This window comes from Tindallia californiensis (assembly GCF_900107405.1).
Taxonomy (GTDB): Bacteria; Bacillota; Clostridia; order Peptostreptococcales; family Tindalliaceae; genus Tindallia; species Tindallia californiensis.
The window spans coordinates 384,600-409,418 of sequence record NZ_FNPV01000001.1 but is presented as its reverse complement, the minus strand read 5'-3'; the positions used below and the strand labels follow the sequence as shown (position 1 = coordinate 409,418).

Here is a 24,819-nt window from a genome sequence, read left to right as displayed (position 1 = left end):
TAAACCGAAGATTTTTTAGTTTTATTCTTTTGGTGGTAATGGTGGTTGTTTTTTTGATTTGCGTCGTGGCTCAATAACCACTCGATAGAATTTCTTGATTAGCAAAAACAATAGACCAAAGACAATCATAAAAGGAACGGCCATGATGATAAAGGTGACAAGAAATTTTAAGGATTCAACGACCGCTAGGATAGAATCTTCCAAGGCGTGTTGCAAGTCTTTTAAAAATCCTGGTGGATGAGTTGGATCTGGTGTTATTTCATCCACTTCTCGAAGGCTAAGGTAGATAGTTGAATACTGGACTAAATGATCCCATTGTTGCAAAGTACCCGTTAAACTCTCGACTTGATAACGTATATTGGAAAGTTCGGATTCAATACGCATGATATCATCGATGGTATCAGCTTTTTCAAGTAAGCTTAACAATCTTTCTTCTTGGATTTTCAGACTGTTAAGGCGGGCTTCTGTGTCAAAATAACGTTCAGTGATATTTTCTCCCTGGGTACTTTCGGAGGTTACATTGCCCAACTCCCTCATTTGGTCAGCGAATCCAGCAAAACCTTGCTCGGGGATTCGAAAAGTAAAATGGGCATATCTTTTGGACTGGACGGATCGGTTACCAATCCTGTGACCTTCGATAGAAGAACTTTCGATATATCCATCTGTTTTTTCTACATAATGGGTTATTTTTTCGATGGTTTCATCAAAGGTAAGGGTTTCCATCGAGATTTCACCTGTGTAGATAATTTTATGATTGGCTTTAGGAATATCACTCACGTTCATGCCGCTGCGGGTACTGGGATCCTGCGGGGCAGCATCGTAGGCTGCTTCTTCTGTAAAAGAAGCACTCTCAGAGATATCAAGATCTGGCGCTGAGGCAGGTTCGGACATCATGGCATCATCTTGCGATGATCCACATCCGGAAACAGCAAAAAAAGCGATAAAAAATAATAATAAAATGAGAACTACCTTTTTCTTTCTGAAAACGTGAATGTCATTCACTTCAATCCCTCCTTGTAAAAGCGCTTGATACCTATAAAGACGTGTGAAAGGGAAAAAAGTTTCAAAAAATTTCTTTTAGAGTTCTTTGGCCAGACGAAGGGTTTCGTCAGCTAGTAAGTCTAATGGATCGATGACAGGAAGTGGCGTTGGTTGATCTTTAAGTAAAAGACCTATTTCTGTACAACCAGCAATCACAGAGCTCACCCCTGATTGTTGGTAACGCTGCATTAATCGATATAATTGGTCCAGATTTTTTTCGTCGGTATATCCGGCTTTGATACCACGAGGACCATAAATGAGATCCATTACTTCCTCTTCCTGAATACTTTCTCCAGGAAAAACCAAGTGATCAGGTGGTAAGTACTTTTGGTATAATCCGGATTGAATACTACCGCTAGTCGCAACAACCAACACTTTAACTTGGTTAGAAAAATGCTGCTCGATATGCTTTTTCATCAATTCAAAAGCGTTTATGATGGGAATTTTCAATCGAGTTTGAACAGCTTCATAAAAATAATGTGCTGTCATACAAGGCATGACTAAAAAATCAGCTCCAGAATTTTCTAAATTGAGACCTGTTTGGATCATCGCATTTACAGGACTCGGTCCATTAGAAAGTATTGCAGCTGTGCGATCCGGAATTTTAGGATTAGAGTCAATAATGACCCTTAAATGATCAGCGTCTTTTTTTACTGGGGTGCGTTTAATAATTCTTCCAAATAGGTCCCAGGTGGCTTCTGGACCCATACCGCCTAAAATGCCAACAATTTTTTCATTCATGATAAAAACCTCTTTCTTTTTTCTTTTATTGATGAAGAGAGAAGAAAAACAAAAAAGAGCCTGACCGAAAAGTCAGGCTTCTTAGCTTTTTCACTCACTATTACCCTAACTGAGCTTCTTCTGGTACATCTAATTCGTTTTCTGTGGCAGCAACAACAACGGCACAAGAAGCATCGCCAATAACATTTACAGAAGTTCTGGCCATGTCTAAGATCCGGTCAATACCTGCAACCAAAGCAACCCCATCCAGAGGAAGACCGATAGAAGTTAACACTAGAGATAACATGATCATTCCAGCTCCCGGTACACCGGCTGTTCCGATAGAAGCTAAAGTGGCTGTTAAAATGATAGTACCCATCTGTGCCATTGTTAACTCTACTCCGTATACTTGCGCAACGAAAAGAACACTAACACCTTGATATAAAGCCGTTCCATCCATATTGATAGTAGCTCCGAGAGGCAAAACAAAACTCGATACTTTTTGAGAGACTCCCAAGTTTTCTCGGGCACACTTTATAGTAACGGGTAGAGTTCCGGCACTACTGGTGGTACTGAAAGCTGTAATAGCGGCAGGTGCAACACCTTTGAAAAATTTCAACGGACTGATTTTACCCATTACTGAAACAGCCGTACTGTAAACAATGGTAGCATGAAGAATACATCCAATATAGACAGCGGCAATAACGGTACCTAAAGGAAGAAGGACCGATAAGCCATGATTAACGACTACTGGCGTGATCAATCCAAAGACACCGATAGGTGCAAAGGCCATGACATAAGAAGTTACTTTATACATAATTTCTGCCAGACCATCAAAGAAATCAATAAAGACTTGTCCCTTTTCTTTAGGAATAGCGTTAAATGCTACTCCAAGGAAAAGTGCGAAAACGATGATTTGGAGCATATTGCCATCGGCCATAGCACTGATGGCATTTCTGGGAATAATATTTAATAAGGTTTCTGTTAATGCGGGCGCTTCTGAAGCGGCTATATCCGCATCAACGGGCATGGATAAGCCGACACCTGGTTTGAAAAGCGAACCTAGAGCTAATCCAATAGTAATGGCAAAAGCGGTTGTTAAAAGGTAATAAGCTAAGGTTTTACCTCCCATTCGGCCAAGGGTTTTAGGATCACCTACGCTAGCCGCACCAACAATCAATGATGAGAAGACCAATGGCACAATAATCATCATAATCATGTTTAAGAAAAGCCTACCTAAGGGTGCGATAAACGTGTTGACAAACTCTGGAGCTCCCTGCAGGATAATACCGGCGATCAGACCAGCAACAAGCCCTAACAGGATTTTTGTAGTAAGCGACATCTTTCCTTTCAATACAATTCCTCCTTTATTGAACACTGTTCACCTATATAGAGACATAATCAGTATAAAAGGGATGTGACAAAAAAAGACAAAATAGTACAGAAAAATACATAATTTCGTGAAAATTTTAACTTATAATGCAGACTCATCCGCTAATAAAATCTGGATTCCATCAACGAACTTTCGAACGCTGATTTTGCCACCAGTAGCTTTTTTTCCTTTCAGAAAATCCATTTCTCGTCTAACTTCACTAAACTCAAACAGCAGAGAGGAATAACGAATAAAAAGATCGTCATGATAATCTTCTAAGCCACGATGAGAAAGATTATTAAGCGCACTTTTTATGGTGCGTCGTATTCTTTGTTCGATGGTTCCGGTATTAATATGTGATCCACTGTGAAGGTAGTGGTTTTTTAATTGCTCATAGGCTTCGCTCATTTTAGGGCTATGATAATGATTATGTTGTGGATCGTTTTTCATTAGCAAGGCGAGTATTTCTATCAAGTCTTGATAACCAGCTTCTCCCGAAATTCCCAAGTTAGCCAATACTTTTCTTATATTGGCTTTTAAGTAATCCTGCCCTTCGGATTTTGACAGGACCGGTTCGTTACCCCGTATCATTTTAACGGCACTTTCAAAAGAGTAAAGCATCTTTGTAAGGCTTTGTTTTTCTTTGATATTTTTAATAACGGAAACGACTTCTACGACATTAATTGGCTTGCTGATAAAAAACTCGATTCCTTTTTCATAAGCAGTAGCAATCATATCGCTGGAATCAACCTGAGAAATCATGATAAAAGAACTGTTGCATTTTGATTCATTCAGCATAGACACAACGCCAATACCATCAATATGAGGCATCAATAAATCGACTAGGACAATATCAGGCTGTAATGAGATAACTTCGTTGACGGTAGATTTACCATCCGTTGCCGTACCAATAACGAAACCAAGATGGTGTTTCTCGATAATACTTTCTAAAATGCGCTGGATGCTAAGATCATCGTCGGCAATGTAAAAACGAGTTTCCATTAAGATGCCACCTCCCAAATTCTTTTGACCGGTATTTGAATCCAAAAGCGAGTCCATTTTTTTTGATGGAGCGTATCTACCTGAATGATACCGGAAAAATGGTTTTCAACGATCTCTTTGACATGAGAAAGACCAATACCGGTAGACATTTTTCCGGTTACTTCATCATATTTGGTAGAATAACCAGGAAGGAAAAGAAGTTCAAGGTCTTTAGGGTCAAAGCCCTTTCCGTTATCCATCACTTGAAAATGATAATAGTCTTTATCCTGATAGGATTTTACAACAATAGCGCCATCTTCCTCAATAGCTTCTAATGCATTAATGATCAAATTGTTGAGAATAGACACAAGTGGATAGTATTCGGAAGTCATGATATTAGTACGGCACTGGAAAACAAAACGTATTTCAAGGTTTTTACTATCGGCTAAGCTGATATAGTTTTCCTTTAACAACTCAAATATTTCTCGGATACTCATGAGAGAAAAATCTTCTTCGCCAGCTAAAGTTTTTTCAATTCCTTCTACTACTCGAGCATAATCTTTTTTTATTTCATGAATATTTTTTGTCACACTAAGAGCTTGTTCTTTAAAAACACCAGGCTCCAGTTGACGATAAAGACTGTAGCTTTCCTTCATTGCTTCTTCAATATCGGTGATGGATTTTCTTATAAAAAAGAGTTCAGACTTCAGTCTGGACAGGAACAGCAATGTTTCTCGATATTTTTTTTCTTTTAAGCTTCGATCATAACGTTCAATATAATATATAGTGGTGTTATAGAGAAAATAGGTAAGCACGGTTCGTACCATTCCGATAACAATAATTTGTAGAATGGTATCGCCTATTTCTGTTCGATTTAATAACTGCCTTAAGGATAATTCCATAAGATTTGAAAAACTATCGACAAACCATAAAGAAAACATAAATAGCATTGGACTTTGAAGTTTTTTTCTGATTTGAAGAAATTCAAATAAGATACCATATGAAAAATAGTAGATGGCAACAGGAGCATAAATCCAAAAGAGTTGAATAAATCCAACGGAAGAAATACTCATATAATCGACAAAAGCCCGAAACAAAGGGATGGTAAAAGCGATTGTTCCACAGACTAGCATCACTGGTAGTTTTTGAAAATGAATCAATGTAACCGTAAGGGCAGCAACGGCCATTGATAATCGAAATACACTGGGGAGTGGGCTTAAATAAATTTGGCCTGAAAATGTGATAATCATTGTAACTAGTATTAAGTTTTCAACATTTTTTCGATTCCATTCCATCGTAATCACCTTTAAGTTTCATTATATTCTATTATAGCTTGTTTACAGATAGAAAACGAGAAATTATTAAATGTTGTTAAAGAAAACACAGCGAATCAACATAAGTTTTGAAAGAAGTATGATACGAAGATTCAAAAAAGGGTATCTCTAGGAAAGTATGTAAAGAGTAGAGTTATAGTAGCCGTTTTAGGGAATCAAATAGAAATAAGGATGGCCAGTGTAGGTGAAGAAGCCATTAGAGAGGGGATTTCAAACATGCGAAATGTAGGCATTTACGTTTTTGAAAAGGTGGAAGTTTTGGACTTTGCTGGTCCTTATGAAGTTTTTTCGGTTACATCAGAATTGAATCAATATGAGTTATTCAATGTATTTACGATTGCTGAAAAGGCTGGTGAAATAAAGACGGTTAACGGTTTGAGAATCATAGCGGATTATTCTATTGACCAGCATCCAAAGATTGATATATTGGTCATACCGGGTGGTGAAGGAACAAGGCTACAGGTAGGCAATGAAAAAGTACTGAACTGGATACGTCATATTCAGCCAAAAACAGAAATGACAATGTCTGTTTGTAGTGGTGCTGTTGTACTGGGTAAGCTGGGGTTGCTGGATTACTTGGAATCCGTTACCCATCACCAGGTAGTACACTTACTCAAAAAAAGTGCGCCAAATACGATTATCAATGAAAATAAAAGGATGATTGATCATGGACATATCGCTACTTGTGGGGGAATATCAGCAGGCATTGATCTTAGCTTGCATGTGGTGAAAAAACTTCATGGAGATCATATATATGAAAAAACACAATCCTACATGGAATACGGAGAATGGAAAAACGAGCCATCAAGAGGCTGAGTAGAATCAACAAAAAAGGTTAGGAGAATTAAAATGTTAACAATAGGGTGTCATTTATCAATTGCAAAAGGATTTTATCATGCTGGAAAGGAAGCGTTAAGTATTGGTGCCAACACTTTCCAATTTTTTACCCGAAATCCCAGAGGAGGTAAAGCTAAAGAAATTGATCAGGAGGATATTGAAAAATTAAAAGCATTAATGAAGGAAAATGACTTTGGTCCATTATTTGCACATGCGTCTTATACTATGAACTTATGTTCAAACAAAAAAGAAACCCGAGAGTTTTCTAAAATGATATTTAAAGATGACTTGAGACGATTAAATCAAATTCCCGAAAGTTACTATGTTTTTCATCCTGGCTCTCATGTAGGGCAAGGTGCTGAAAAAGGAATAGAATTGATAATAGAAGCAATGAACGAATCAATATCAGAAGATGGTGCAGCAACTATTCTTTTAGAGGGAATGTCGGGAAAAGGAACAGAGATAGGTGGTAGGCTGGAAGAGTTAAAACAAATTATTGATGGTGTGAAATACAATAAAAAGCTGGGGATATGCTTGGATAGCTGTCATTTGTATTCTGCTGGATATGATTTAGTGAAAGACTTGGACGGTGTTTTGCAGGAGGTTGATAGAGTTGTTGGATTAAAAAGACTAAAAGCCTTTCACCTAAACGATAGTAAAGTTGATTTTCGTTCACATAAAGATCGTCATGAAAAAATTGGTAACGGAACACTAGGAGAAAAAACCATTGTGCAAATCGTGAATCATCCACAACTAAAAAACATTCCCTTTAATTTAGAAACACCGAATGAGCTGGAAGGATATCAGCAGGAAATCGAACTTCTGAAAAAAAACTACAAAAACGATTGAATAGAGAGAAAACCAGACCCTTTAGAGGATTTTCAAGAGCACCTAAAAGGGTCTGGTTTTTGAATGTAAAAAAATAACAAAAAAAAACATCATTTTCCTTGTACTGATCCCTATAAAAAGGTAATATGAGTAATGTTCCGTTAAAAGCTACTATCTGAGAACGTAGTGCTACTTCTCTCTCTCTTGCGGGGGAGAACGCTGGCAGCGGTAGTCATCGGATAAAAAAAGAGACGGAAATTAGTGGGAGGAGGTCGAAAAATGAACATACTTTATACGGCATCAGTTCAATTGGTTGAACGGGACTATATTGAGGTATTCCAGTCCGCAAACTGGATCCTGACAACGTTAGGACTTTTTATTCTTTTTATTCTTTACATGGGATTTCGTTATGCGGGTCGAATTGAAGAATCAGATGATTTGGCATTAGCAGGAAGGAACCTGACATTACCCTTTCTGGTACCCTCCATTTGTGCTACATGGATTTGTGCTGGGGCGATGATGGGAGCAGCTGGAGAGGCCTACATTGGAGGTTTTCAAGCGATTATTTTTGATCCCTTTGCTCCTGTCTTGATGATGTTTCTGATTGGTTTTTTCTTTGCTTATCGATTAAGAAAATCAGGTTATAGCACAGTCGTAGATTTTATGAATGAGCGGTATGGTAAAAAAATGGGGATGCTATACCTGGTTGTGCAGATGCTGGCGGCTATTGGATGGTTAGGAGGTCAGTTAGTTGCTTTAGGCGTTATTGTTTTTTTAACTACAGGATTTAGCATGGCAGGCGCTATTATACTAGCCTCTTTGGTGATGATTGTTGTTACTTATTTTGGTGGACTTTGGGCGCTATCGCGTGTGGATGTTGTTGCTATGATGCTGATGGTAATAGGTTTATTTGTGATGCTCCCTATTACGATTGGTGAAATAGGTGGATGGAACACATTTTTTGCCGAAGCGGGAAATTGGTTGGAATTACCTACCTTTGCCATGGTACCAGTAGCAGCGGAAGATGGTGGTTATTTATGGTATACAGGAATACTTGGTCTTGCTTTTTATGTTTCTGCTTGGGCGGCTTTAGGACTAGGGGATGTACCCAGTCAGGTTATTTTACAGCGAGTATTAGCCGCAAAGGATGAAAAAATTGCAGCGAAAGGATTTATTATCGGGGGATTATTGTACCTTGTGTTAGGAATGATTCCGGTTTTGATTGGGATTGGCATGTTCACATGGGGCCTTGATTTGCCTCTTGACACAGTGGAAATGGTCCTTCCTTGGGTTGCTGATAATTTCTTGCCACCCTGGGCAGGAACCCTGTTTGTAGTTGCTTTAGCAGGTGCTATTATTAGCACAGTAGGGAATACCACTTTGATTTCTGCAACGATGGCTGGGCATAATTTATATAAATATTTTAGACCGGAGGCATCAAAACAGGATGAATTACGGGCCGTTCGAATAGCGATCCCGTTGACAATGATCATTTCCTTAGGAATTGCCCTTTATTTTGAGACAGTATACAGACTCATTGTGTTTTCTGGTTCATTGCAGCTTTGTACTGTGTTTGCACCATTTGTTTTCGGTTTTTTCTGGAAGAAAGCCAATGCAAAAGGGGCTATAGCCTCCTTCTTTTCAGGTCTTGTATCCTGGGTAGTGTTTTTTGTCTTGGTATTTCCATACACAAGAGAAGCCAACTACGAAGAAGAAATAATAGATGCTGGTTTGGCGATGGATTGGGCTATTTGGGACGGACTATATATTTCTATGGTACCTGCAGCGATGGTTTCTGTGATAGTAATGATAATTGTTTCAAAAGCAACCTATCAATCAGACTCGAAAGCGTAGAAAAAAGAAGATAAAGAGTGGCACCGTCGGAGAAAAGAAAGAAATGAATAGCTCTATACATTGCAATTGATTGACAATTATCCTGGGTGTTGCTAGGATAATAGTAAATAATGAAAAAGCAGGTGGTTAAACTGAAAGAAAAAGAGATTTTTATCAGTGGCTATGCAAAACCCCCCGAAAACACTACAGCCTCTCAATTATATAAAATAATAGCTGTTGGTTTAAGAGTTGAGCGTAAAACTGGTATTATTGTAGAAGCTGACTCATCGATGATCACAGATGTTTCTAAATCTTTTGTGAAGAATGCCTTGGAAGGAAAGAATTTGGTTCAGATTGAAGAAATTGAAGAAATGTTCCATGATAATTATTATGGATCAGCGAAAAAAGCATTAATTACCGCTATAAAGAATTGTCATTTAAGGTATTGTGCTGTTTTGGACAACCAGATGGAGCCTGAGGATGATTAAGCCGGTTGTCTACGGTGTGTTAAAGGGTTAGAGAACAAATCTTAGAGTGAAAATTTTGAAACAAAGGAAAATGATAGAATTCAACAAATAGATTGACGAAAGAAGAAAGGGTTGTTATATTAGTAACAAAGACAACCTTTCTTTTACAATTTAACCATACTGTTTACAAAAGCAAACATCCCTTTGCTTAATCGTAACAGAAGAAGGTTAGGTATGCCGTGAATTTTCTTTCAGACTGCAAGAAAGATTTTTTTCGTGCATATTTTTTTTATGGGTAAAGGGAGGGAACCAACAAACAAGGAGGCTGAGGATGTGGAAGAAAGAGTAAAATGTAAGAGTCTTCACAGCAAAATCACATCAGCAAAAGAAGCAGCAGGAATGATCAAAAGTGGTATGACATTAGGCACTAGTGGCTTCACTCCAACCGGTTATCCCAAAGCGGTTCCGGAAGCTCTGGTGAAGATGGTTGAAAAAGAAGAGGATTTTAAGATCAACTTATATACGGGTGCTTCTGTAGGACAAAGCCTTGATGGAATTTTTGCAGAAGCAGGTATTATAAGTAAGCGAATGCCTTATCAGACCAACAACTCAATGAGAAAAGCTTTGAATAGCTGTGATGTTCATTACGCTGACATTCATCTCAGTCATTTTTCTCAGCAAATTCGTTATGGATTTTACGGAAAAATAGATGTAGCTTTAGTGGAAGCGGCACAAATAACAGAAGAAGGTTATATTGTTCCGACTACTTCTATTGGTGCTAGCCCTGTGTTTTGCAGTGAGGCAGAACATATAATTGTCGAAATCAATACCAAAAAACCTTTAGAGTTATGTGGTATTCATGACATATACCAGCCGGAAGATCCGCCAAACAGACAACCAATACCTTTGGTCAATCCTGTGGATCGAATTGGAAAGCCTTATATAGAAGTGGATCCTAGTAAAATTAAAGCCATTGTGATAACAGACTTGGAAGATGACCCTATCGGGTTTGCGCCTGTTGACGAGAACAGTCGTCAAATTGCAAAAAACCTAATAGGCTTCTTTGAAAAGGAAGTTGAAGTAGGGCGTTTACCGGAAAAATTATTACCACTCCAATCTGGTGTAGGCAGTGTGGCGAATGCAGTGTTGAAAGGCATTTCTGATTCTCGCTTCAAAGATCTAATCTTTTACTCGGAAGTAATTCAAGACAATGTACTAGATTTACTGGACGAAGGGACGTTTAAGTTTGCTTCCGGAACATCGTTAACTCTTTCGCCTGAAGGATTTCAGCGTTTTTATCAAAATTTTGATGAATATCGGAGCAAAGTGCTGCTTCGTCCCATGGAAATTAGTAACAATCCAGAAGTGATTAGAAGAATTGGCTCTATTGCAATGAATACGGCAATTGAAGCGGATATTTTTGGAAATGTAAATTCAACGCATATCATGGGTTCTAAAATGATGAATGGCATTGGCGGATCAGGTGATTTTACAAGAGCTAGTTATTTGAGCATTTTCACAACACCTTCGATAGCAAAAAATGGTGATATATCTTCGATTGTACCGATGGTGTCCCATGTAGATCATACGGAACACGATGTGAATATCATTGTTACAGAACAAGGACTTGCTGATCTTCGTGGCCTTAGTCCAGTTCAGCGGGCAGAAGCGATTATTGAAAACTGTGCCCATCCAGATTATCAAAAACCTTTGGAAGAATACCTTAATAAAGCTAAAGAAGGATCATGTCATACGCCGCACACCCTTGGCGATTCTCTTAGCTGGCATGAAAAATTTGTTCAAACAAAAAAAATGCGATAAAAAAAACCCGCTTTATAGCGGGTTGCTTTATGTTACTTTGTTCGATAAATTTGTCGGTTGAGAATATCTTGCATTCCACGCTCCAAATGCCTTTTCATAGCATCGCGGGCAGCGTTGGTATTTCGATTGATTACGGCTTCAAAAATTTTATCATGTTCATCATGTAAATGAAGAATACTGCTGCCAGGTCGGCTAATGGTAACGCCATTCCAAAGTTGCATGAGCATGTTTTTGAGTTTGACATTACCAGAAGCTTCCCAAAGAAGTAGATGGAAAGATTGATTAGTATGCTGGATATCTTCTAAAAGACCGGATTCAACAGCCTTTCGATGACGTTCATGGATGTTTTTTAGTGGTTGAAAATCATCTATACGTAAACAAGCCCTTTCGACAGTTTCGCATTCCAATATGATTCGAATGTCAAAATGTTCACGAATAAAAGCATCAGGAACTTGCTGGACAACCGCACTCCGATTGGGGCGCATTTCAATAAGCCCTTCTGAAGCAAGCATTTGAATAGCTTCTCTCACAGGCATTCTTGACACACCTAACATTTCAGCAATTTTATGCTGTGTTAACTCGGTGCCAGGAGGAAATGCTTCTGTAAGAATGGCTTTGCGTAGCTCGGACGCAACACGTTCACGAACAGGCATTATTTTAATTTGGTTAACCATGATAATCATTCCTTCTAGTCAAGAAAAGTAATTGTGGACTCATACTACCACATGTAGAATGAACATAGCAAGACTTTCGTTAAAATGAAAATCTTCATGAAAGAGAGGCAGTATAAAGACAAGTTAAAACAAATAGAAAAGTAATGGAGAAAATGATTGATAATTTATTGACAAAATTAAGAGTCAGGAGTATGATGTAGATGGATATTGGATCCAATCCTGTTAGTTCAAAGCAAGTGAAGGAGGATTTAGATGACCAACTCCAAAATGATTTGCGAAATGACTGAAATAATGGCCCGGTTTATTTCAATGACGAGTAAGCGTTTGCCAGATGATGTCTTGAAAAGATTGATAGAGCTGAGAGAATTGGAAGACCAGAAAATGGCTAAGGAAATGTATTGCTCTATGTTCGAGAATTTAGAGAAAGCCATCGAGATGGATCGACCAATATGTCAGGATACCGGACTTATTAATTTCTTTCTAAACGTTGGTTCAAAATATCCGTATCAGTATCAGTTAAAACAGGTATTAAGAGAAGCTGTGAAAAAAGCAACAACGGAAGCACCCCTAAGATCGAACGCTATTTCCATTTTTGATGAAGAAAACTCTGGTGACAATACAGGAGAAAGAACTCCTTTTCTTCACTGGGATATTAAGGATGAGAGTGATGAGGTGGAAATTCAACTATATATGACCGGCGGTGGAAGTAGTATGCCGGGAAGAGCAACTACCCTAATGCCTTCAGAAGGCTACGAGGGTGTGGTGAATTTTGTATATGATACAATCGTTGAAAAAGGAATTAACGCCTGCCCGCCATTACTTGTAGGAGTTGGAATTGCAGGATCTATGGAAAATGCAGCACTGCTCTCGAAAAAAGCGATTCTTCGTCCTCTAGGGAGCAAAAATCAAAATCAAAAAGCGGCAGAAATGGAAAAAGCTATGGAAGAAGGTATTAACTATATTGGTTTTGGCCCACAAGGACTATCGGGTAAAACTTCTGTAATGGGGGTTCATTTGGAAACAGCCGCAAGGCATCCGGCTACAATTTCAGTGGCTGTCAGTGTTGGTTGTTGGGTTCATCGTAAAGGAGTAATACGTTTCAAAAAAGATGGCTCTTATGAGATCTTATCTCACAAAGGGGGATTGTGATGAAAAGGATCCTCAGCACTCCATTAACAGAAGAAGTGGTAGAGAAACTAAGTATTGGCGATGTATTTTACTTGAATGGACACATCGTAACCAGTCGGGATATGGCACATCAGCACTTTTTAGCAAAAAAGAATGAAATACCGGCAAATCTTAAAAACGGAGCTGTGTTTCATGCTGGACCTATTGTTAAACAAGATGAAGAAGGACAATATCAGATGATTTCTGTTGGTCCAACGACCAGTATGAGAATGGAGACGCTGGCAAAAGAATTTATGGAATCCACCGGAATTCGCTTAATGGTAGGGAAAGGTGGAATGGGAAAAAGAACAACGGAAGCTTGTCAACGGAACAAAGTGATACATTGTATGATCCCTGGCGGTTGTGCTGTTTCTATTGCCCACCAAATAGTAGCAATTGAAAAAGTAGAATGGCTGGAACTTGGCATGCCGGAAGCCTTGTGGTTTTGCAGGGTGGAGGAATTAGGTCCCTTGGTCGTGACGATTGATACCAAAGGAAACAATTTGTTTGCCAACAATAGAATTCTTTATCAAAAACGAAAAGAAGAAGCTTTAGCAAACTTGAAAAACCAGGTCCGCTTTTTATCCAATGATTACCGTCGCTAAATCTTACTCTTCTGCAAGAGAGATAAGCGGTACGAAGTATTTGGGTAATGTGCTCTAGCTTTCGATGGAAGAAATACTCCTAAAAAAGGTTAGAAGTTTTTATACAGGCCTGGATAATAATATAAAACAATTAAAAAGCAATCAATAGAAAAAAGAGGAGGGTTATTGGTGGCGAAAGAGGTTAAAGGTCAAGAAAAGAATCAAAGTCAAAACATGGTAGATATTTACATCATGGGAAAAAAGTATACGGTGCCAGATTCGTTAACGATTATGAAAGGATTTGAGTATGCTGGGTATACCCTTATCCGGGGATGTGGATGTCGTGCTGGATTTTGTGGAGCTTGCTCCACTGTATACAGAGTAGCGGGGGATCATGAGTTAAAAGTAGGATTAGCCTGTCAGACAAAAGTAGAAAATGATATGTACCTGACTCAAATTCCATTTTATCCAGCACACAAAGTACAGTATCAATTAGACGAGTTGCAGGGTGATGCCGACCAGTTGGCAGAAATTTTTCCTGAAATTACAAAATGTGTAGGATGTAATGCTTGTAGCAATGTTTGTCCTCAAGATATTAAAGTAATGAAGTATATTGCTCATTCTATTCGGGGCGAAATATCAAAAGCAGCGGATGAGTCTTTTGACTGCCTAATGTGCGGATTATGCGCAACAAAATGTCCGGCTAATATTCTTCAGTATAAGGTAGCCCTGTTGAGTCGAAGACTTCATAGCCGTTATTTAGTTCCAAAAGCTGAGGATTTACAGGAACGGATAAAGGAAATAAAAGATGGTAAGCATGAAGAAGCACTGCAAGAATTAATGAATGCCAGCAAAGAAGCATTAGCAGATCAATACGATAATCGCAATATAGAATAAGGAGGCGTGGAAGCATGAGTTATACACCTGAGTTACGAGAACTGATCAAAAAAGTAGAAGCCACCAGGCCACAACGCCTGGGACATGATTACCCTAGAATGACACCGGAAGAAAAACAGGATGTACTAAGAAATCATCATCCAGATTATATTCAGGAGCAATTTCGAGAAGCGTTGGTTGGACCAAATAAAGGAGAACGATTTCCACATGAGCTGGCAGACGTTTTAGAAGCATATGCCATAGCGGATAAAAGCAAATTTGATATTAACCGGCCTGATCGTCAAGTGGATGTACTGGTTATTGGTGGTGGCGGTGCTGGTGCGGCAGCGTCATTAATAGCCCACGAATCCGGTGCTGATGTGATGATGGCTACTAAATTACGCTTTGGAGATGCTAATACAGTAATGGCCCAGGGTGGTATTCAGGCGGCAGATAAACCAACAGACTCACCGGCTACACACTATTTGGACGTAATGGGTGGTGGTCACTATACAAATATTCCGGAGTTGGTAAAAGCACTGGTAAGTGATGCGCCAGATGTAATTAGCTGGCTAGAAAATCTGGGATGTATGTTTGATAAAGATACCGATGGAACCATGAAAACAAAACATGGTGGCGGTACCTCCAGAATGAGAATGCACTCAGCAAGAGATTACACCGGTGCTGAAATCATGAGAACTTTACGGGATGAAGTGATCTGTAGAGACATTAATGTGGTGGAATTTTGTGCAGCGATGGAACTTTTGAAGGATAACCAGGGTAAAGTTGGTGGCGCAGTTCTTTATAATATGGAAACAGAAGAATATATGGTAGTAAAAGCAAAAACAGTTATTTTAGCTACAGGTGGATTGGGAAGATTACATACACAAAACTTTCCAACATCTAATCATTACGGAGCAACGGCTGATGGGCTTGTGCTGGCCTATAGAGCGGGAGCTAAATTAGCTTTTATGGATACAGTGCAATATCATCCAACAGGAGCTTGTTTTCCAGAGCAGGTGGAAGGCTTTCTTATCACTGAAAAAGTTCGTGGACTAGGCGCTACGCCTATTAATATTCATGGTGAAAAGTTTGTTTATCACTTGGAAACCCGTGATGTTGAAGCATCAGCAATTATCAGGGAGTGTGACCGGGGGAACGGAATAAAAGCTCCTTCTGGTATGCTAGGAGTATGGCTTGACTCTCCTATGATTGAAGAATTGCATGGAGAAGGCACCATAGAAAAAGAGTTACCTGCCATGTATCGTCAGTTTGCCAGGTTTGGTGTCGACATTCGTAAAGAACCAATTTTAGTATATCCTACGCTACACTATCAAAATGGTGGGGTGCTGATTAATGATCAAGCAGAAAGCACAATAGAGAACTTGTTTGTTGCAGGAGAAGTCTCTGGTGGGATTCATGGACGGAACCGCTTAATGGGGAATTCTTTGTTGGATATTTTAGTGATGGGAAGAAGAGCAGGTCGCAATGCGGCAGCGAGAGCGATGGAAATGAACGGTGCGTCCACAGAACTAAATGACGAACATGTAGATGCCTTTGAAAAAGAATTGAAAGAAGCAGGCATCGAAAAGCAACTGTTATCACCGATTCTTATTCCACTACCAGAAAACCGGAATCCAAGACTGAAGGGTTAATGTTAATCCGAAAAAAGGAGAGCGAATACTATGCTAGGATACTATCCCGGCTGTACCGTAAGAGCACAGAAAGAAGACGGTTTTGAACAAGAATCACTGGCAATCCTTGCAGCTCTGGGCATTGAGGCGAAAGAGCTAAAAGAGTGGGAATGTTGTGGTGCTGTTTATCCGTTAGCTCAGGACGAATATGTAGGGTTGCTGGCTTCCGTGAGGGCTCTGGTTCAAACAGAAGAAGAGCAACAGGAAGGGCTGCTGACCTTATGCAGTGCCTGCTATCATGTGCTGAAACGTGTCAATTACCGGATGAAAAATGACGAAGAAGCTCAAAAACGAGTTGGTAATTACTTGGAAACTGAATATCAGGGACAGACAAAAGTACTTCATTTAATGGAAGTCCTTCGGGATTATGTCGGAATGAAAAAATTAAAAGAAATGGTAACAACACCTTTGGAAGGTGAAAAAATTGCCAGTTATTATGGTTGTTTATTTTTAAGACCACAAAAGGAAATAAATTTAGTTGATGGTGAAAATCCCCAATTGATGGAAGAGATTGTTCGCACCTTAGGGGCCGAAACCGTTACTTATCCCTATAGTACTGACTGTTGTGGCTCTTATCATACCTGTCAGGAAGAAGGTGTCAGTCGGCAAATGAGTCTTAAGCTCGTAGAGTCGGCTAAAAGAGCAGGTGCCACCCAGATGATTACAGCTTGTCCTTTATGCAAATACAATCTTGAAAAATGTCAGGAGAAAATAGAAGAAACAGACCGATTGCCAATTAACTATATGACAGTACCCATCGTAGAAGCAATGGGCGGCATGGAAGCCCTTGAGAGAAAGGGGGAGGCATATGCGCATTCCGCAGAAAACAGCAGCCAGTCAACAGCGTGAAGAACTGGCCGACATTATCAAAAAAGATGTCAGAGATTGTTATCAATGCATGAAATGTAGTTCGGGATGTCCCTTTGCAGATGAAATGGATTATATGCCTCATCAAATGATGTGGCTCACCAATTTAGGATTATATGAAAAAGTTCTAAACAGTAAATCATTGTGGATTTGTGCTTCATGCTTGGCGTGCTCCAGCAGGTGTCCCCGGGATATTGAACCGGCAAAAGTTATGGAAGGTTTCCGTGCCATGATTTTGAGAGAAAGAGGTCGAACCAATGTTTCGGCGGAAATACCGGCAGGAGTACCACGGCAGGCGGTTATTGCTAATATGAGAAAGTTTAGACGTTAAAATAGACCAGGTAGGGAGGGAAACCATTTGAGAATAGGAGTTTTCATCTGCTGGTGTGGAAGTAATATTAAAAACATGGTAGACGTTGAGCAGGTAGCAAAAGCAACGGAAAAGATGCCTCACGTCGTTTATACGCAGGATGTTCAGTATCTTTGTTCAGAAGTGGGTCAGTCCGATATAGGAAATGCCATTGATGAACACAAGTTGGACCGAGTAGTAATAGGAGCCTGTTCACCTCGTATGCATGAAGCCACATTTCAGCAACTTATGAGCCGTAAGGGATTAAACCCATATTATGTAGAGATTGCTAATATAAGAGAGCATTGTTCCTGGGTACACACAGATAAAGCGAAGGCAACGGTGAAAGCCATTGATTTAGTCAAAAAAGCGGTGGCAAAAAGTTATTATGCGGTACCATTACATGCAGAATCTTTATCAGTAAACAAAAGAGCTTTGGTGATTGGTGGTGGAATTGCTGGTATTCAGGCTGCTTTAGATATTGCTGATGCAGGTTATCCAGTAGATTTGCTGGAGAAAGAATCATCCATTGGTGGGAAAATGGCTCAGTTTGATAAAACATTCCCAACACTAGATTGTTCCGCCTGTATTCTTACACCAAAGATGGTTGAAGCAGCGACTCATGAAAACATTACGTTGCACACATACTCAGAACTGGAAAATGTATCCGGATATGTTGGAAACTTTCATGTGACCATCCGAAAACGTGCTACCAGTGTTGATGAAGAAAGATGTACAGGGTGTGGTGAGTGTGTAACCAAATGTCCGGCGAAGGTAAGCAACGAATTTGATCAAGGTCATAGTAAAAGAAAAGCTATTTATACGTTGTTTGCTCAGGCGGTTCCTAATAAACCGGTACTTGATCGAAAAAGCTGTATTTATTTTAAGACAGGAAAGTGTGGGCTGTGCAAGAAAATCTGCCCTACAGATGCCATTAACTATGAAATGGAAGATCAATTGATTGAAAACGATTATGGAGCTATTATTGTAGCAACAGGTTTTGAGTTGAATGAACCTACTCACTTAGGAGAGTATCATTATGGGCACCATCCTGATGTGATCACTAGTTTGGAACTAGAACGTATGCTTAACGCTTCTGGGCCTACACAAGGAAAATTATATAGACCTTCGAATGGTAAAGCACCAAAAAGAATCGTTTTTATTCAGTGTGCTGGTTCCAGAGACAGACATGACGGGAATGCCTACTGTTCTAAAGTATGTTGCCTTTATACAGCAAAGCATACAATCTTACTAAATGAAAAGTTTCCAGATACAGAAAGTTATGTGTTTTATATTGACGTGCGAACGGCCGGGAAGAATTACGAGGAATTTTATGAAAGAGCCCGTCAAATGGGAGCTAACTACTTGAGAGGTCATGTTTCTAAAGTAGAACCTTTAGGAGATAGTGAAAATCGCTTGTTGGTAAGAGGCTATGATGGTTCTTTGGGTGAACAGACGGAAATAGAAGCTGATTTGGTTGTACTGGCAACCAGTATTGAGCCTCAAGAAGGCGCTAAAAAACTGGCTGGAATGTTAGGGATTTCTTCAGACCGGAATGGATTTTATTCAGAGGCTCATGCAAAACTAAAGCCTGTAGAAACTCAAACGCAGGGTGTTTACTTGGCAGGTGTTTGTCAGGGACCTAAAGATATTCCGGAAGCTGTTTCTCAGGCTAGTGGAACGGCAGCAAAAGCCATTGTTCTCTTTAATAAAGGGCAAGTAAAAGGTGTACCAACCACGGCGATGGTAGATGAAAACTTATGTAGTGGATGCATGCAGTGTAAACCGGTTTGTCCATACGAAGCCATTAGCCAAGAAATGATCACAGAACGGGTACACGGAAATACAAGACAGCGACCGGTAGCATCTATTAACAGAGCTTTATGTCAAGGCTGTGGTGCTTGTGCCGGGTTATGTCGAAGTGGTGCCATGGATATCGGAGGATTCACCGGAAGACAATTATTGGCGGAGGTGGATATGCTATGATGCAAGAATCATTTGAACCTAAACTGGTCGCCTTTTGCTGTAATTGGTGCAGTTATGCCGGAGCAGATCTGGCCGGTACAGGTAGATTGAAATATCCTGAAAACATACGGATTATAAGGGTTCCCTGCTCTAGTCGAGTAGATAGCTCGTTGGTGTTAAGAGCTTTCCAAAACGGAGCGGATGGCGTTATGATCGCTGGTTGTCATCCTGGAGATTGTCATTATGATACAGGAAATTATCATACCAGAAAACGGATGATGTTACTAAAAAGCTTAATGGAATTTATGGGTCTTGAGGAAGAACGCCTGTTGGTTAAATGGATATCCGGTAATGAAGCGGATCGATTTAAAGAAACGGTGGAAAGCTTTACGAACCAGCTTAAAAAAATGGGTGCCTCTGAGAAAGTGAGGGATCTAAGATGCGTAAAATAACGGAAGAAATTCAAAAAATTGCTGCAAGCCTTTTAGAAGAAGGAGAAGTTGATCTGGTATTAGGGTATACCAAAGGCGAACAACCAGGAAAATCGGTACCCTGCATCGTCACCTCATCTGAAAATGTAGGGCAGCTCATTTTTGATGAATACAGTGAAAAAGCACTTTCAAAGTATTTATTGGAAGAAAGCTTTCAGGATAAAAAAGTAGCATTAGTCATTAAAGGGTGCGATTATCGGGCTTTTAAGCTAATGGTTGATGAAAGCCGAGTTCAAAGAGAGCTGATTACTTTAATTGGTGTTGAATGTTCTGGCATGAAATGGGAAGAAGAGACATCGCCTTTTTGCTTGCACTGTCAACATAGAGCGCCGGAAAAAGAAGCCGTAGATTTTCTGGTAACAGGGGCGGAAACTTCAGAAGAGATGAAAAATGGCCCGTTAAGTCATGAAGATAGTTTTACAGAGATTAACCGATTAGAGAAAATGAGCAAGGAAGAACGGTTTGAGTTTTGGAAACGTCAACTTAATCGATGCAAAAGATGCTATAGTTGCCGCAACGCTTGTCCGGTTTGTACGTGCAGAGTTTGTGTTTTTGATCGGGAAAATCCGGATTATATAGATCGTGCTAAGGATCAAATGGCTCAGCACCAGTTTTACCAAGTGATAAGAGCTTTTCATGTGTCCGATAGATGTGTTGGGTGTGGTGAATGCGCTAGGGTGTGTCCTGAAGGAATTCCACTACACTTATTAAACCAGAAGCTTTTAAGAGAATTAAATAAATTTTATGGAGAATATCAAGCGGGTGTTGACCAAGTCCCTACTCCACTTTCTCATGCAAGTGCAGAAGAACCGGACTTTTTTGGAAAGGAGGGCAAAAAATGAACCCTATTATAGCAGCGGATGATTTTCAACAACTGTTAAAAGCCCTTAACCAGCTAACGTCCAAATACTTGGTCATCGCACCGACAGCAGAAGATGGCGTTGAACACTACAGGCCAATATCACAGATGTCAACAGAGCAGCAAGAACAGGTAGAGAGGATATCTTTACGAAACCAGCCTCCATTAGGCTCTGTAAAGCCCTTTTTATTCCCTGATTCTGAAGTGTATATTGAATTTACAAAAAAAGAGGGAGAGCTGAAGGTAGAAGTACCTGAAGCGTCTATTCCGCAAATTATTCTAGGGGCAAAACCATGCGATGTCATGAGTTTAGAGCTGATCGATAAGGTGTTTCTTAAAGAGCCTGTTGATGGCTTGTACCAGGAAAAGCGGAATAACACGATATTAATCGTAAATCAATGCGATGAAATGGGAGAACACTGCCGATGCGACGATTTTGGTGTTTGTCGTGACACGAAAACAGCTGACCTTCTGATGAGCAAAGAAAAGGCTAGTGGACAAGTGATACTGAAAGCTCAGACAGAAAAAGGAAATCAATTAGCGAAAGCATTGATAGAAAATGGGCTGAAAGAAACGAAGGATTTTCCAGATCCTTCTGTACCGGTTTCAAAGTCTTTGGATGGTACCGAAATCCAAAAGGCGATGGACGAACATTTTGATGATCCTTTCTGGGAAGAGTTAGCAATGAGATGCATTGGTTGTGCTACCTGTACTTTCTATTGTCCAACCTGTCACTGTTATGACATTAGAGACTTCCAACGAAAAGAACAGGGAGTGCGTTATCGAACCTGGGATTCATGTATGTTCCCGGATTATACCCGGATGGCGGGTGGTCATAATCCGCGACCTACCCGTAAAGATCGGATTCAGAACCGCTTTTATCACAAACTTAGTTATTATGTGAAAAATGAGGAAGCGTTGGGCTGCGTTGGCTGTGGAAGATGTGGTAATAAATGTCCTGTAGGTATCTCTATGGATACGGTTTTGAACAGAATAGGAGGAGAAGACCATGACAAATAATCCATTAATGCCAATCAATGCAGAAGTCATCAACATCATCTCTGAAAGTAGTGATGTCAAAACCTTCCAGCTAAGACCCGAAACACCACTGGATCATATGCCAGGTCAATGTGCGATGATTTCTCTTTTAGGCATTGGGGAAGCTTTATTTTCAATTACTTCTCCACCAGGAAGAGATTATATGGAATTTAGTATTAAAAGAGTAGGGAAGCTGACGGAAGTGCTTCATCAGTTAGAGCCGGGACAAACTGTTGGTATACGGGGACCCTATGGAAATAATTTTCCGGTAGAACGTATTAAAGGAAAAAAACTCCTGTTTATTGGAGGCGGGATTGGACTGGCGCCACTTCGATCCTTAATTCAGTATACATTGGACAGGCCAGAAGAATATCCGGATGCAAAACAATTAATTTATGGGGCCCGATCAACGGATGACCTTATTTTTGAAAGAGATATTTTTGATCAATGGCCTAAAGAAAACAACTTTCAAATCAACTTATCGGTGGACGTGGAAAGTCCGGGTTGGGATGGCTTTGTCGGTTTTGTTCCCCAGTATCTGGAAGAACTGTCTCCCGATCCATCCGATACAGTGGCCGTAACCTGTGGGCCACCTATTATGATTAAATTTGTTCTACAAACCTTAGAAAAAATTGGATTCAAGCCAGAACAAATTGTTACGACGCTTGAATACAAAATGAAATGCGGAGTTGGAAAATGTGGTCGGTGCAATTTAGATGAGTTCTATGTCTGTAAAGATGGACCGGTCTTTTACCTGTCAGATCTAAATCAAATGAAGAATGATTTTATTTAATGAAAATGCTGGCTTCCTAAAAAGGAAGCCAGCATTTTCAATGCTAATAATATGGACAAATAGGGAAGTGTTGAATAGATAAGCATCGTGACGTTTTAGCCACCTGCCATTGAATAAAGAATTTTGACGATGTCCTTATCAGATAGTGGATAGTTTGCCAATCTGTTGCTTCCCTTCACAATAATCAAATAGTCATGCTGGTTAAGACAAAGAAGGTCAAGCAACTCTTGGACAGTTGCTGAGTCTGAAAGTGTCACTTGCTGATCTTTTTTATTACTGGAAATCCATGTGACAGTAACGTTTATCAATTTAGGTAACCACCTTTACTCAAAATCAAATACTTTTTTCATTTCTGTATGTGAGACATCGAAGACAGTTTTAGAATCAGGGTTTTCTTCAATGTAAAAAAACTCCGGTAAGTGGTCATCCTGATCACTAAATCCAGCACGTTGATTAAAGTCTCGCTCCAACAAAAGTGTTTGTTTAGCAATGGATAATAATTCCTCATAGGAGCAGGTAATACCATGGATAGCCGTTATCATATCGCTAAGCCACTCTGGATGGTTTGCTAATGCTCCATTTAGGAATAAACAGGTACCAATGCAGTCATGCATGGTGTTTGTAATTTGAGCCTTTTGAGATGCTTCTACTTGACCTTTGGCATGGTGATGTTCAATAGGCATTCTGACCGTTTGACCTGCCGTATGATCAGCACCCATGGTAGAAGTTGCATAAGTAACACCGAGCCCTTTGATGGCTCGTGGGTCATAGGCAGCCATTATTTGACCCTTTACAGCTGGAATACGCCGTACACCTAGTATTTGCCCGGTCCGCACGCCACCAGATGCGATGATTCGTCCTAGCCAGGTGTTTTGCTCAACTTCATTCAATAGATTTAAGGCGCCCAGCTCATCGCCAAAGGGGATAACCCCAGCTTCCATGGCCAAGGCGATAGCTCCACCGGTATCAATAGTATCAAGGCCTAAATTATTACATCGATAATTTAAGTCTGCAATGACATCTAAGTTACCAATACCACAATTTGAACCTAGCAAACTAATGGTTTCATATTCAAGAGGTGATACTTTTTCTTTTCCCTGATCATCTGGATAGACATTTGAACAACGAATGACACAACCTGGCATGCAGGAATGAGAAGGGTTTCCAACTCCTCCTCGTTGAGTGATCACTTCGTGCAAATTATTTCCATTAATTGCCTTTGCCAGATCAAAAGCTCCCCGAGAAAAATTATGCGTAGGTAGTGCGCCTAAGGCATTGGTAATATCAACCATACCTGCTGTACCATATTTTGTAAACCGCCCAAGGGCTTCATTATTCAGAATTTCTTTGTTCAATTGTTTTTGTGTTTTTTTAAGCAATGCGGCGTTTTCAATAGTTACTCCTTTTGCATTAGAGTCATCCAACACAATAGCTTTAATACCTTTGCTTCCCATCAAAGCGCCTAAGCCGCCTCTTCCACAATACCGAGAGGGTCTTCCTTCGTTGTCTGTATTGGCAATTCCAGAAGCCAGTGACCTGCGTTCGCCGGTTGGTCCTATAATGGAAATACCAACCTTATCACCAAATTGATGACGAAGTTTTTTTGTTGCTGGATAAATTGGCATTTCCTTATATTCGTTCGCTGGCAGTAATGCCATTTTTTCTTCAGAAATATAAAGAAATTGAAGTGATTCTTTAGGAGGAAGACCTTCAAATATGATCGCACGAATACCTAGCTTTCCCATTTTATAAGCCATATTTCCACCCGCATTACTTTCTTTGATCGTACCGGTTAAAGGACTCTTCCCACCAATAGAGAGTCGGTTTCCGCAAGAAATAGTGGTGCCAGCATATAATCCGGCTGCTAATACTAGTTTATTGTGGCTACCAAACACATCACAATGAGGATTGACTTCTTCTGATATCACCTTACTGGTTAATGCTCGCCCAGCAAGTAGTTGTTCTTCTTTGGAACAATACTCTTCCTTTATTTCGCCAGTTTCCATTTGAATACGTATGATTTTGTTCATAAGGACCTCCTTTAAGTACAGTGAGCAAAGGTTTTTAGCGTACTGAAGACAAAAACGTGTAAAGATTCGTTTACGCCAAAAGCAACTAACAGCCAAAAGCTACATGCTACGATATCCATCAAGGATAGCATAGATTTGTTAATAGTAGTGTATCTATTTTAGGCATGAATTTCAACTTGATTTCACAATGAATAGACG

General features: G+C 39.8%; 24 protein-coding genes. 16 read left to right on the top strand and 8 right to left on the bottom strand.

All coding sequences use genetic code 11. From position 1 onward, the window contains the following. Nucleotides 1–21: 21 nt before the first annotated feature. From BLV55_RS01935 to BLV55_RS01915, 5 genes are all read right to left on the bottom strand, one after another. Nucleotides 22–1,002, bottom strand: a complete 981-nt coding sequence (locus BLV55_RS01935) for a DUF4349 domain-containing protein (RefSeq protein ID WP_093310431.1) — start codon at nt 1,000–1,002, stop codon at nt 22–24. A 75-nt stretch (nt 1,003–1,077) separates the two neighbouring features. Then, the gene (gene cuyB / locus BLV55_RS01930) at nt 1,078–1,782 is read right to left on the bottom strand and encodes a cysteate racemase (RefSeq protein ID WP_093310429.1); all 705 of its coding nucleotides are present in this window, start codon (nt 1,780–1,782) and stop codon (nt 1,078–1,080) included. A 100-nt stretch (nt 1,783–1,882) separates the two neighbouring features. Then, nucleotides 1,883–3,115, bottom strand: a complete 1,233-nt coding sequence (locus tag BLV55_RS01925; RefSeq protein WP_330386554.1) for a dicarboxylate/amino acid:cation symporter — start codon at nt 3,113–3,115, stop codon at nt 1,883–1,885. A 120-nt stretch (nt 3,116–3,235) separates the two neighbouring features. Further along, nucleotides 3,236–4,135, bottom strand: coding sequence for a response regulator (locus BLV55_RS01920; RefSeq protein ID WP_093310427.1), 900 nt, complete (start codon nt 4,133–4,135; stop codon nt 3,236–3,238). Next, entirely contained in the window at nt 4,135–5,409 is a 1,275-nt protein-coding gene (locus BLV55_RS01915; RefSeq protein WP_093310426.1) for a sensor histidine kinase, read from the bottom strand. Before BLV55_RS01915 ends, BLV55_RS01920 begins: the two co-directional genes overlap by 1 nt. Before the next feature lie 210 nt (nt 5,410–5,619). Here BLV55_RS01915 and BLV55_RS01910 point away from each other — a divergent pair, with 210 nt between their 5' ends. The 5 genes from BLV55_RS01910 to BLV55_RS01890 all read left to right on the top strand — a co-directional run bounded on the left by BLV55_RS01910 (nt 5,620) and on the right by BLV55_RS01890 (nt 11,234). Further along, a complete protein-coding gene (locus BLV55_RS01910; protein WP_207645999.1) occupies nt 5,620–6,264 on the top strand; it encodes a DJ-1/PfpI family protein in 645 nt (214 codons plus the stop codon). Between the two features lie 33 nt (nt 6,265–6,297). Then, a complete protein-coding gene (locus BLV55_RS01905; protein WP_093310424.1) occupies nt 6,298–7,134 on the top strand; it encodes a deoxyribonuclease IV in 837 nt (278 codons plus the stop codon). A gap of 258 nt (nt 7,135–7,392) precedes the next feature. After that, on the top strand, nt 7,393–8,967 hold the full coding sequence (locus BLV55_RS01900) for a sodium:solute symporter family transporter (RefSeq protein WP_093310421.1): 1,575 nt from the start codon (nt 7,393–7,395) through the stop codon (nt 8,965–8,967). A gap of 110 nt (nt 8,968–9,077) precedes the next feature. Next, on the top strand, nt 9,078–9,434 hold the full coding sequence (locus tag BLV55_RS01895) for a DUF3870 domain-containing protein (protein ID WP_093310418.1): 357 nt from the start codon (nt 9,078–9,080) through the stop codon (nt 9,432–9,434). A gap of 312 nt (nt 9,435–9,746) precedes the next feature. Then, nucleotides 9,747–11,234: an acetyl-CoA hydrolase/transferase family protein gene (locus tag BLV55_RS01890; protein ID WP_330386553.1), complete on the top strand. Its 1,488-nt coding sequence runs from the start codon at nt 9,747–9,749 to the stop codon at nt 11,232–11,234. Between the two features lie 32 nt (nt 11,235–11,266). Here BLV55_RS01890 and BLV55_RS01885 read toward each other — a convergent pair whose 3' ends face one another. After that, nucleotides 11,267–11,908: a GntR family transcriptional regulator gene (locus BLV55_RS01885; RefSeq protein WP_176968211.1), complete on the bottom strand. Its 642-nt coding sequence runs from the start codon at nt 11,906–11,908 to the stop codon at nt 11,267–11,269. A gap of 252 nt (nt 11,909–12,160) precedes the next feature. Here BLV55_RS01885 and ttdA point away from each other — a divergent pair, with 252 nt between their 5' ends. The 11 genes from ttdA to BLV55_RS01830 all read left to right on the top strand — a co-directional run bounded on the left by ttdA (nt 12,161) and on the right by BLV55_RS01830 (nt 22,591). After that, the gene (ttdA, locus tag BLV55_RS01880; RefSeq protein ID WP_093310414.1) at nt 12,161–13,057 is read left to right on the top strand and encodes a L(+)-tartrate dehydratase subunit alpha; all 897 of its coding nucleotides are present in this window, start codon (nt 12,161–12,163) and stop codon (nt 13,055–13,057) included. After that, nucleotides 13,057–13,680 (top strand): L(+)-tartrate dehydratase subunit beta, encoded by a 624-nt coding sequence (ttdB, locus tag BLV55_RS01875; RefSeq protein ID WP_093310411.1) that lies wholly within the window; start codon nt 13,057–13,059, stop codon nt 13,678–13,680. Before ttdA ends, ttdB begins: the two co-directional genes overlap by 1 nt. A gap of 168 nt (nt 13,681–13,848) precedes the next feature. Next, nucleotides 13,849–14,556, top strand: a complete 708-nt coding sequence (locus BLV55_RS01870) for a 4Fe-4S dicluster domain-containing protein (RefSeq protein ID WP_242869998.1) — start codon at nt 13,849–13,851, stop codon at nt 14,554–14,556. Between the two features lie 14 nt (nt 14,557–14,570). Then, nucleotides 14,571–16,190 (top strand): FAD-binding protein, encoded by a 1,620-nt coding sequence (locus BLV55_RS01865; RefSeq protein WP_093310409.1) that lies wholly within the window; start codon nt 14,571–14,573, stop codon nt 16,188–16,190. A 30-nt stretch (nt 16,191–16,220) separates the two neighbouring features. Further along, nucleotides 16,221–17,078 carry a CoB--CoM heterodisulfide reductase iron-sulfur subunit B family protein gene (locus tag BLV55_RS01860; RefSeq protein ID WP_093310408.1) on the top strand — a complete coding sequence of 286 codons (858 nt, stop codon included), beginning with the start codon at nt 16,221–16,223 and terminating at the stop codon, nt 17,076–17,078. After that, entirely contained in the window at nt 17,038–17,427 is a 390-nt protein-coding gene (locus BLV55_RS01855; RefSeq protein ID WP_093310406.1) for a 4Fe-4S dicluster domain-containing protein, read from the top strand. Before BLV55_RS01860 ends, BLV55_RS01855 begins: the two co-directional genes overlap by 41 nt. A 75-nt stretch (nt 17,428–17,502) precedes the next feature. Beyond that, nucleotides 17,503–19,431 (top strand): CoB--CoM heterodisulfide reductase iron-sulfur subunit A family protein, encoded by a 1,929-nt coding sequence (locus tag BLV55_RS01850; RefSeq protein WP_093310572.1) that lies wholly within the window; start codon nt 17,503–17,505, stop codon nt 19,429–19,431. Then, complete coding sequence (locus BLV55_RS01845; protein WP_093310575.1) at nt 19,431–19,862, top strand: hydrogenase iron-sulfur subunit; 432 nt, start codon at nt 19,431–19,433, stop codon at nt 19,860–19,862. The genes BLV55_RS01850 and BLV55_RS01845 overlap by 1 nt, the downstream gene beginning before the upstream one ends. Beyond that, nucleotides 19,850–20,743, top strand: a complete 894-nt coding sequence (locus BLV55_RS01840; protein WP_093310403.1) for a 4Fe-4S dicluster domain-containing protein — start codon at nt 19,850–19,852, stop codon at nt 20,741–20,743. The genes BLV55_RS01845 and BLV55_RS01840 overlap by 13 nt, the downstream gene beginning before the upstream one ends. Then, nucleotides 20,740–21,780, top strand: coding sequence for a 4Fe-4S dicluster domain-containing protein (locus BLV55_RS01835; RefSeq protein ID WP_093310402.1), 1,041 nt, complete (start codon nt 20,740–20,742; stop codon nt 21,778–21,780). The genes BLV55_RS01840 and BLV55_RS01835 overlap by 4 nt, the downstream gene beginning before the upstream one ends. Next, the gene (locus BLV55_RS01830; RefSeq protein WP_093310399.1) at nt 21,770–22,591 is read left to right on the top strand and encodes an FAD/NAD(P)-binding protein; all 822 of its coding nucleotides are present in this window, start codon (nt 21,770–21,772) and stop codon (nt 22,589–22,591) included. Before BLV55_RS01835 ends, BLV55_RS01830 begins: the two co-directional genes overlap by 11 nt. 95 nt (nt 22,592–22,686) lie before the next feature. On the opposite strand, the gene BLV55_RS01825 is transcribed toward BLV55_RS01830, so the two are convergent. Both BLV55_RS01825 and BLV55_RS01820 read right to left on the bottom strand, forming a co-directional pair. After that, nucleotides 22,687–22,899 carry a MoaD/ThiS family protein gene (locus tag BLV55_RS01825; protein WP_093310398.1) on the bottom strand — a complete coding sequence of 71 codons (213 nt, stop codon included), beginning with the start codon at nt 22,897–22,899 and terminating at the stop codon, nt 22,687–22,689. 15 nt (nt 22,900–22,914) lie between these two features. Beyond that, nucleotides 22,915–24,621 carry an aldehyde ferredoxin oxidoreductase C-terminal domain-containing protein gene (locus BLV55_RS01820; protein ID WP_093310395.1) on the bottom strand — a complete coding sequence of 569 codons (1,707 nt, stop codon included), beginning with the start codon at nt 24,619–24,621 and terminating at the stop codon, nt 22,915–22,917. Nucleotides 24,622–24,819 lie beyond the last annotated feature (198 nt).

What these genes read in the sequence shown, in the direction of transcription:
- BLV55_RS01915 (WP_093310426.1), bottom strand. Translation starts at nt 5,409, where the DNA reads ATGGAATGGAATCGAAAAAATGTTGAAAACTTAATACTAGTTACAATG.
- BLV55_RS01905 (WP_093310424.1), top strand. Translation starts at nt 6,298, where the DNA reads ATGTTAACAATAGGGTGTCATTTATCAATTGCAAAAGGATTTTATCAT.
- BLV55_RS01895 (WP_093310418.1), top strand. Translation starts at nt 9,078, where the DNA reads ATGAAAAAGCAGGTGGTTAAACTGAAAGAAAAAGAGATTTTTATCAGT.
- BLV55_RS01855 (WP_093310406.1), top strand. Translation starts at nt 17,038, where the DNA reads ATGCGCATTCCGCAGAAAACAGCAGCCAGTCAACAGCGTGAAGAACTG.
- ttdA (WP_093310414.1), top strand. Translation starts at nt 12,161, where the DNA reads ATGACCAACTCCAAAATGATTTGCGAAATGACTGAAATAATGGCCCGG.
- BLV55_RS01900 (WP_093310421.1), top strand. Translation starts at nt 7,393, where the DNA reads ATGAACATACTTTATACGGCATCAGTTCAATTGGTTGAACGGGACTAT.
- BLV55_RS01835 (WP_093310402.1), top strand. Translation starts at nt 20,740, where the DNA reads ATGAACCCTATTATAGCAGCGGATGATTTTCAACAACTGTTAAAAGCC.
- BLV55_RS01830 (WP_093310399.1), top strand. Translation starts at nt 21,770, where the DNA reads ATGACAAATAATCCATTAATGCCAATCAATGCAGAAGTCATCAACATC.
- BLV55_RS01845 (WP_093310575.1), top strand. Translation starts at nt 19,431, where the DNA reads ATGCAAGAATCATTTGAACCTAAACTGGTCGCCTTTTGCTGTAATTGG.
- BLV55_RS01910 (WP_207645999.1), top strand. Translation starts at nt 5,620, where the DNA reads ATGGCCAGTGTAGGTGAAGAAGCCATTAGAGAGGGGATTTCAAACATG.
- BLV55_RS01920 (WP_093310427.1), bottom strand. Translation starts at nt 4,135, where the DNA reads ATGGAAACTCGTTTTTACATTGCCGACGATGATCTTAGCATCCAGCGC.
- cuyB (WP_093310429.1), bottom strand. Translation starts at nt 1,782, where the DNA reads ATGAATGAAAAAATTGTTGGCATTTTAGGCGGTATGGGTCCAGAAGCC.
- ttdB (WP_093310411.1), top strand. Translation starts at nt 13,057, where the DNA reads ATGAAAAGGATCCTCAGCACTCCATTAACAGAAGAAGTGGTAGAGAAA.
- BLV55_RS01860 (WP_093310408.1), top strand. Translation starts at nt 16,221, where the DNA reads ATGCTAGGATACTATCCCGGCTGTACCGTAAGAGCACAGAAAGAAGAC.
- BLV55_RS01850 (WP_093310572.1), top strand. Translation starts at nt 17,503, where the DNA reads ATGGTAGACGTTGAGCAGGTAGCAAAAGCAACGGAAAAGATGCCTCAC.
- BLV55_RS01840 (WP_093310403.1), top strand. Translation starts at nt 19,850, where the DNA reads ATGCGTAAAATAACGGAAGAAATTCAAAAAATTGCTGCAAGCCTTTTA.
- BLV55_RS01885 (WP_176968211.1), bottom strand. Translation starts at nt 11,908, where the DNA reads ATGGTTAACCAAATTAAAATAATGCCTGTTCGTGAACGTGTTGCGTCC.
- BLV55_RS01820 (WP_093310395.1), bottom strand. Translation starts at nt 24,621, where the DNA reads ATGAACAAAATCATACGTATTCAAATGGAAACTGGCGAAATAAAGGAA.
- BLV55_RS01865 (WP_093310409.1), top strand. Translation starts at nt 14,571, where the DNA reads ATGAGTTATACACCTGAGTTACGAGAACTGATCAAAAAAGTAGAAGCC.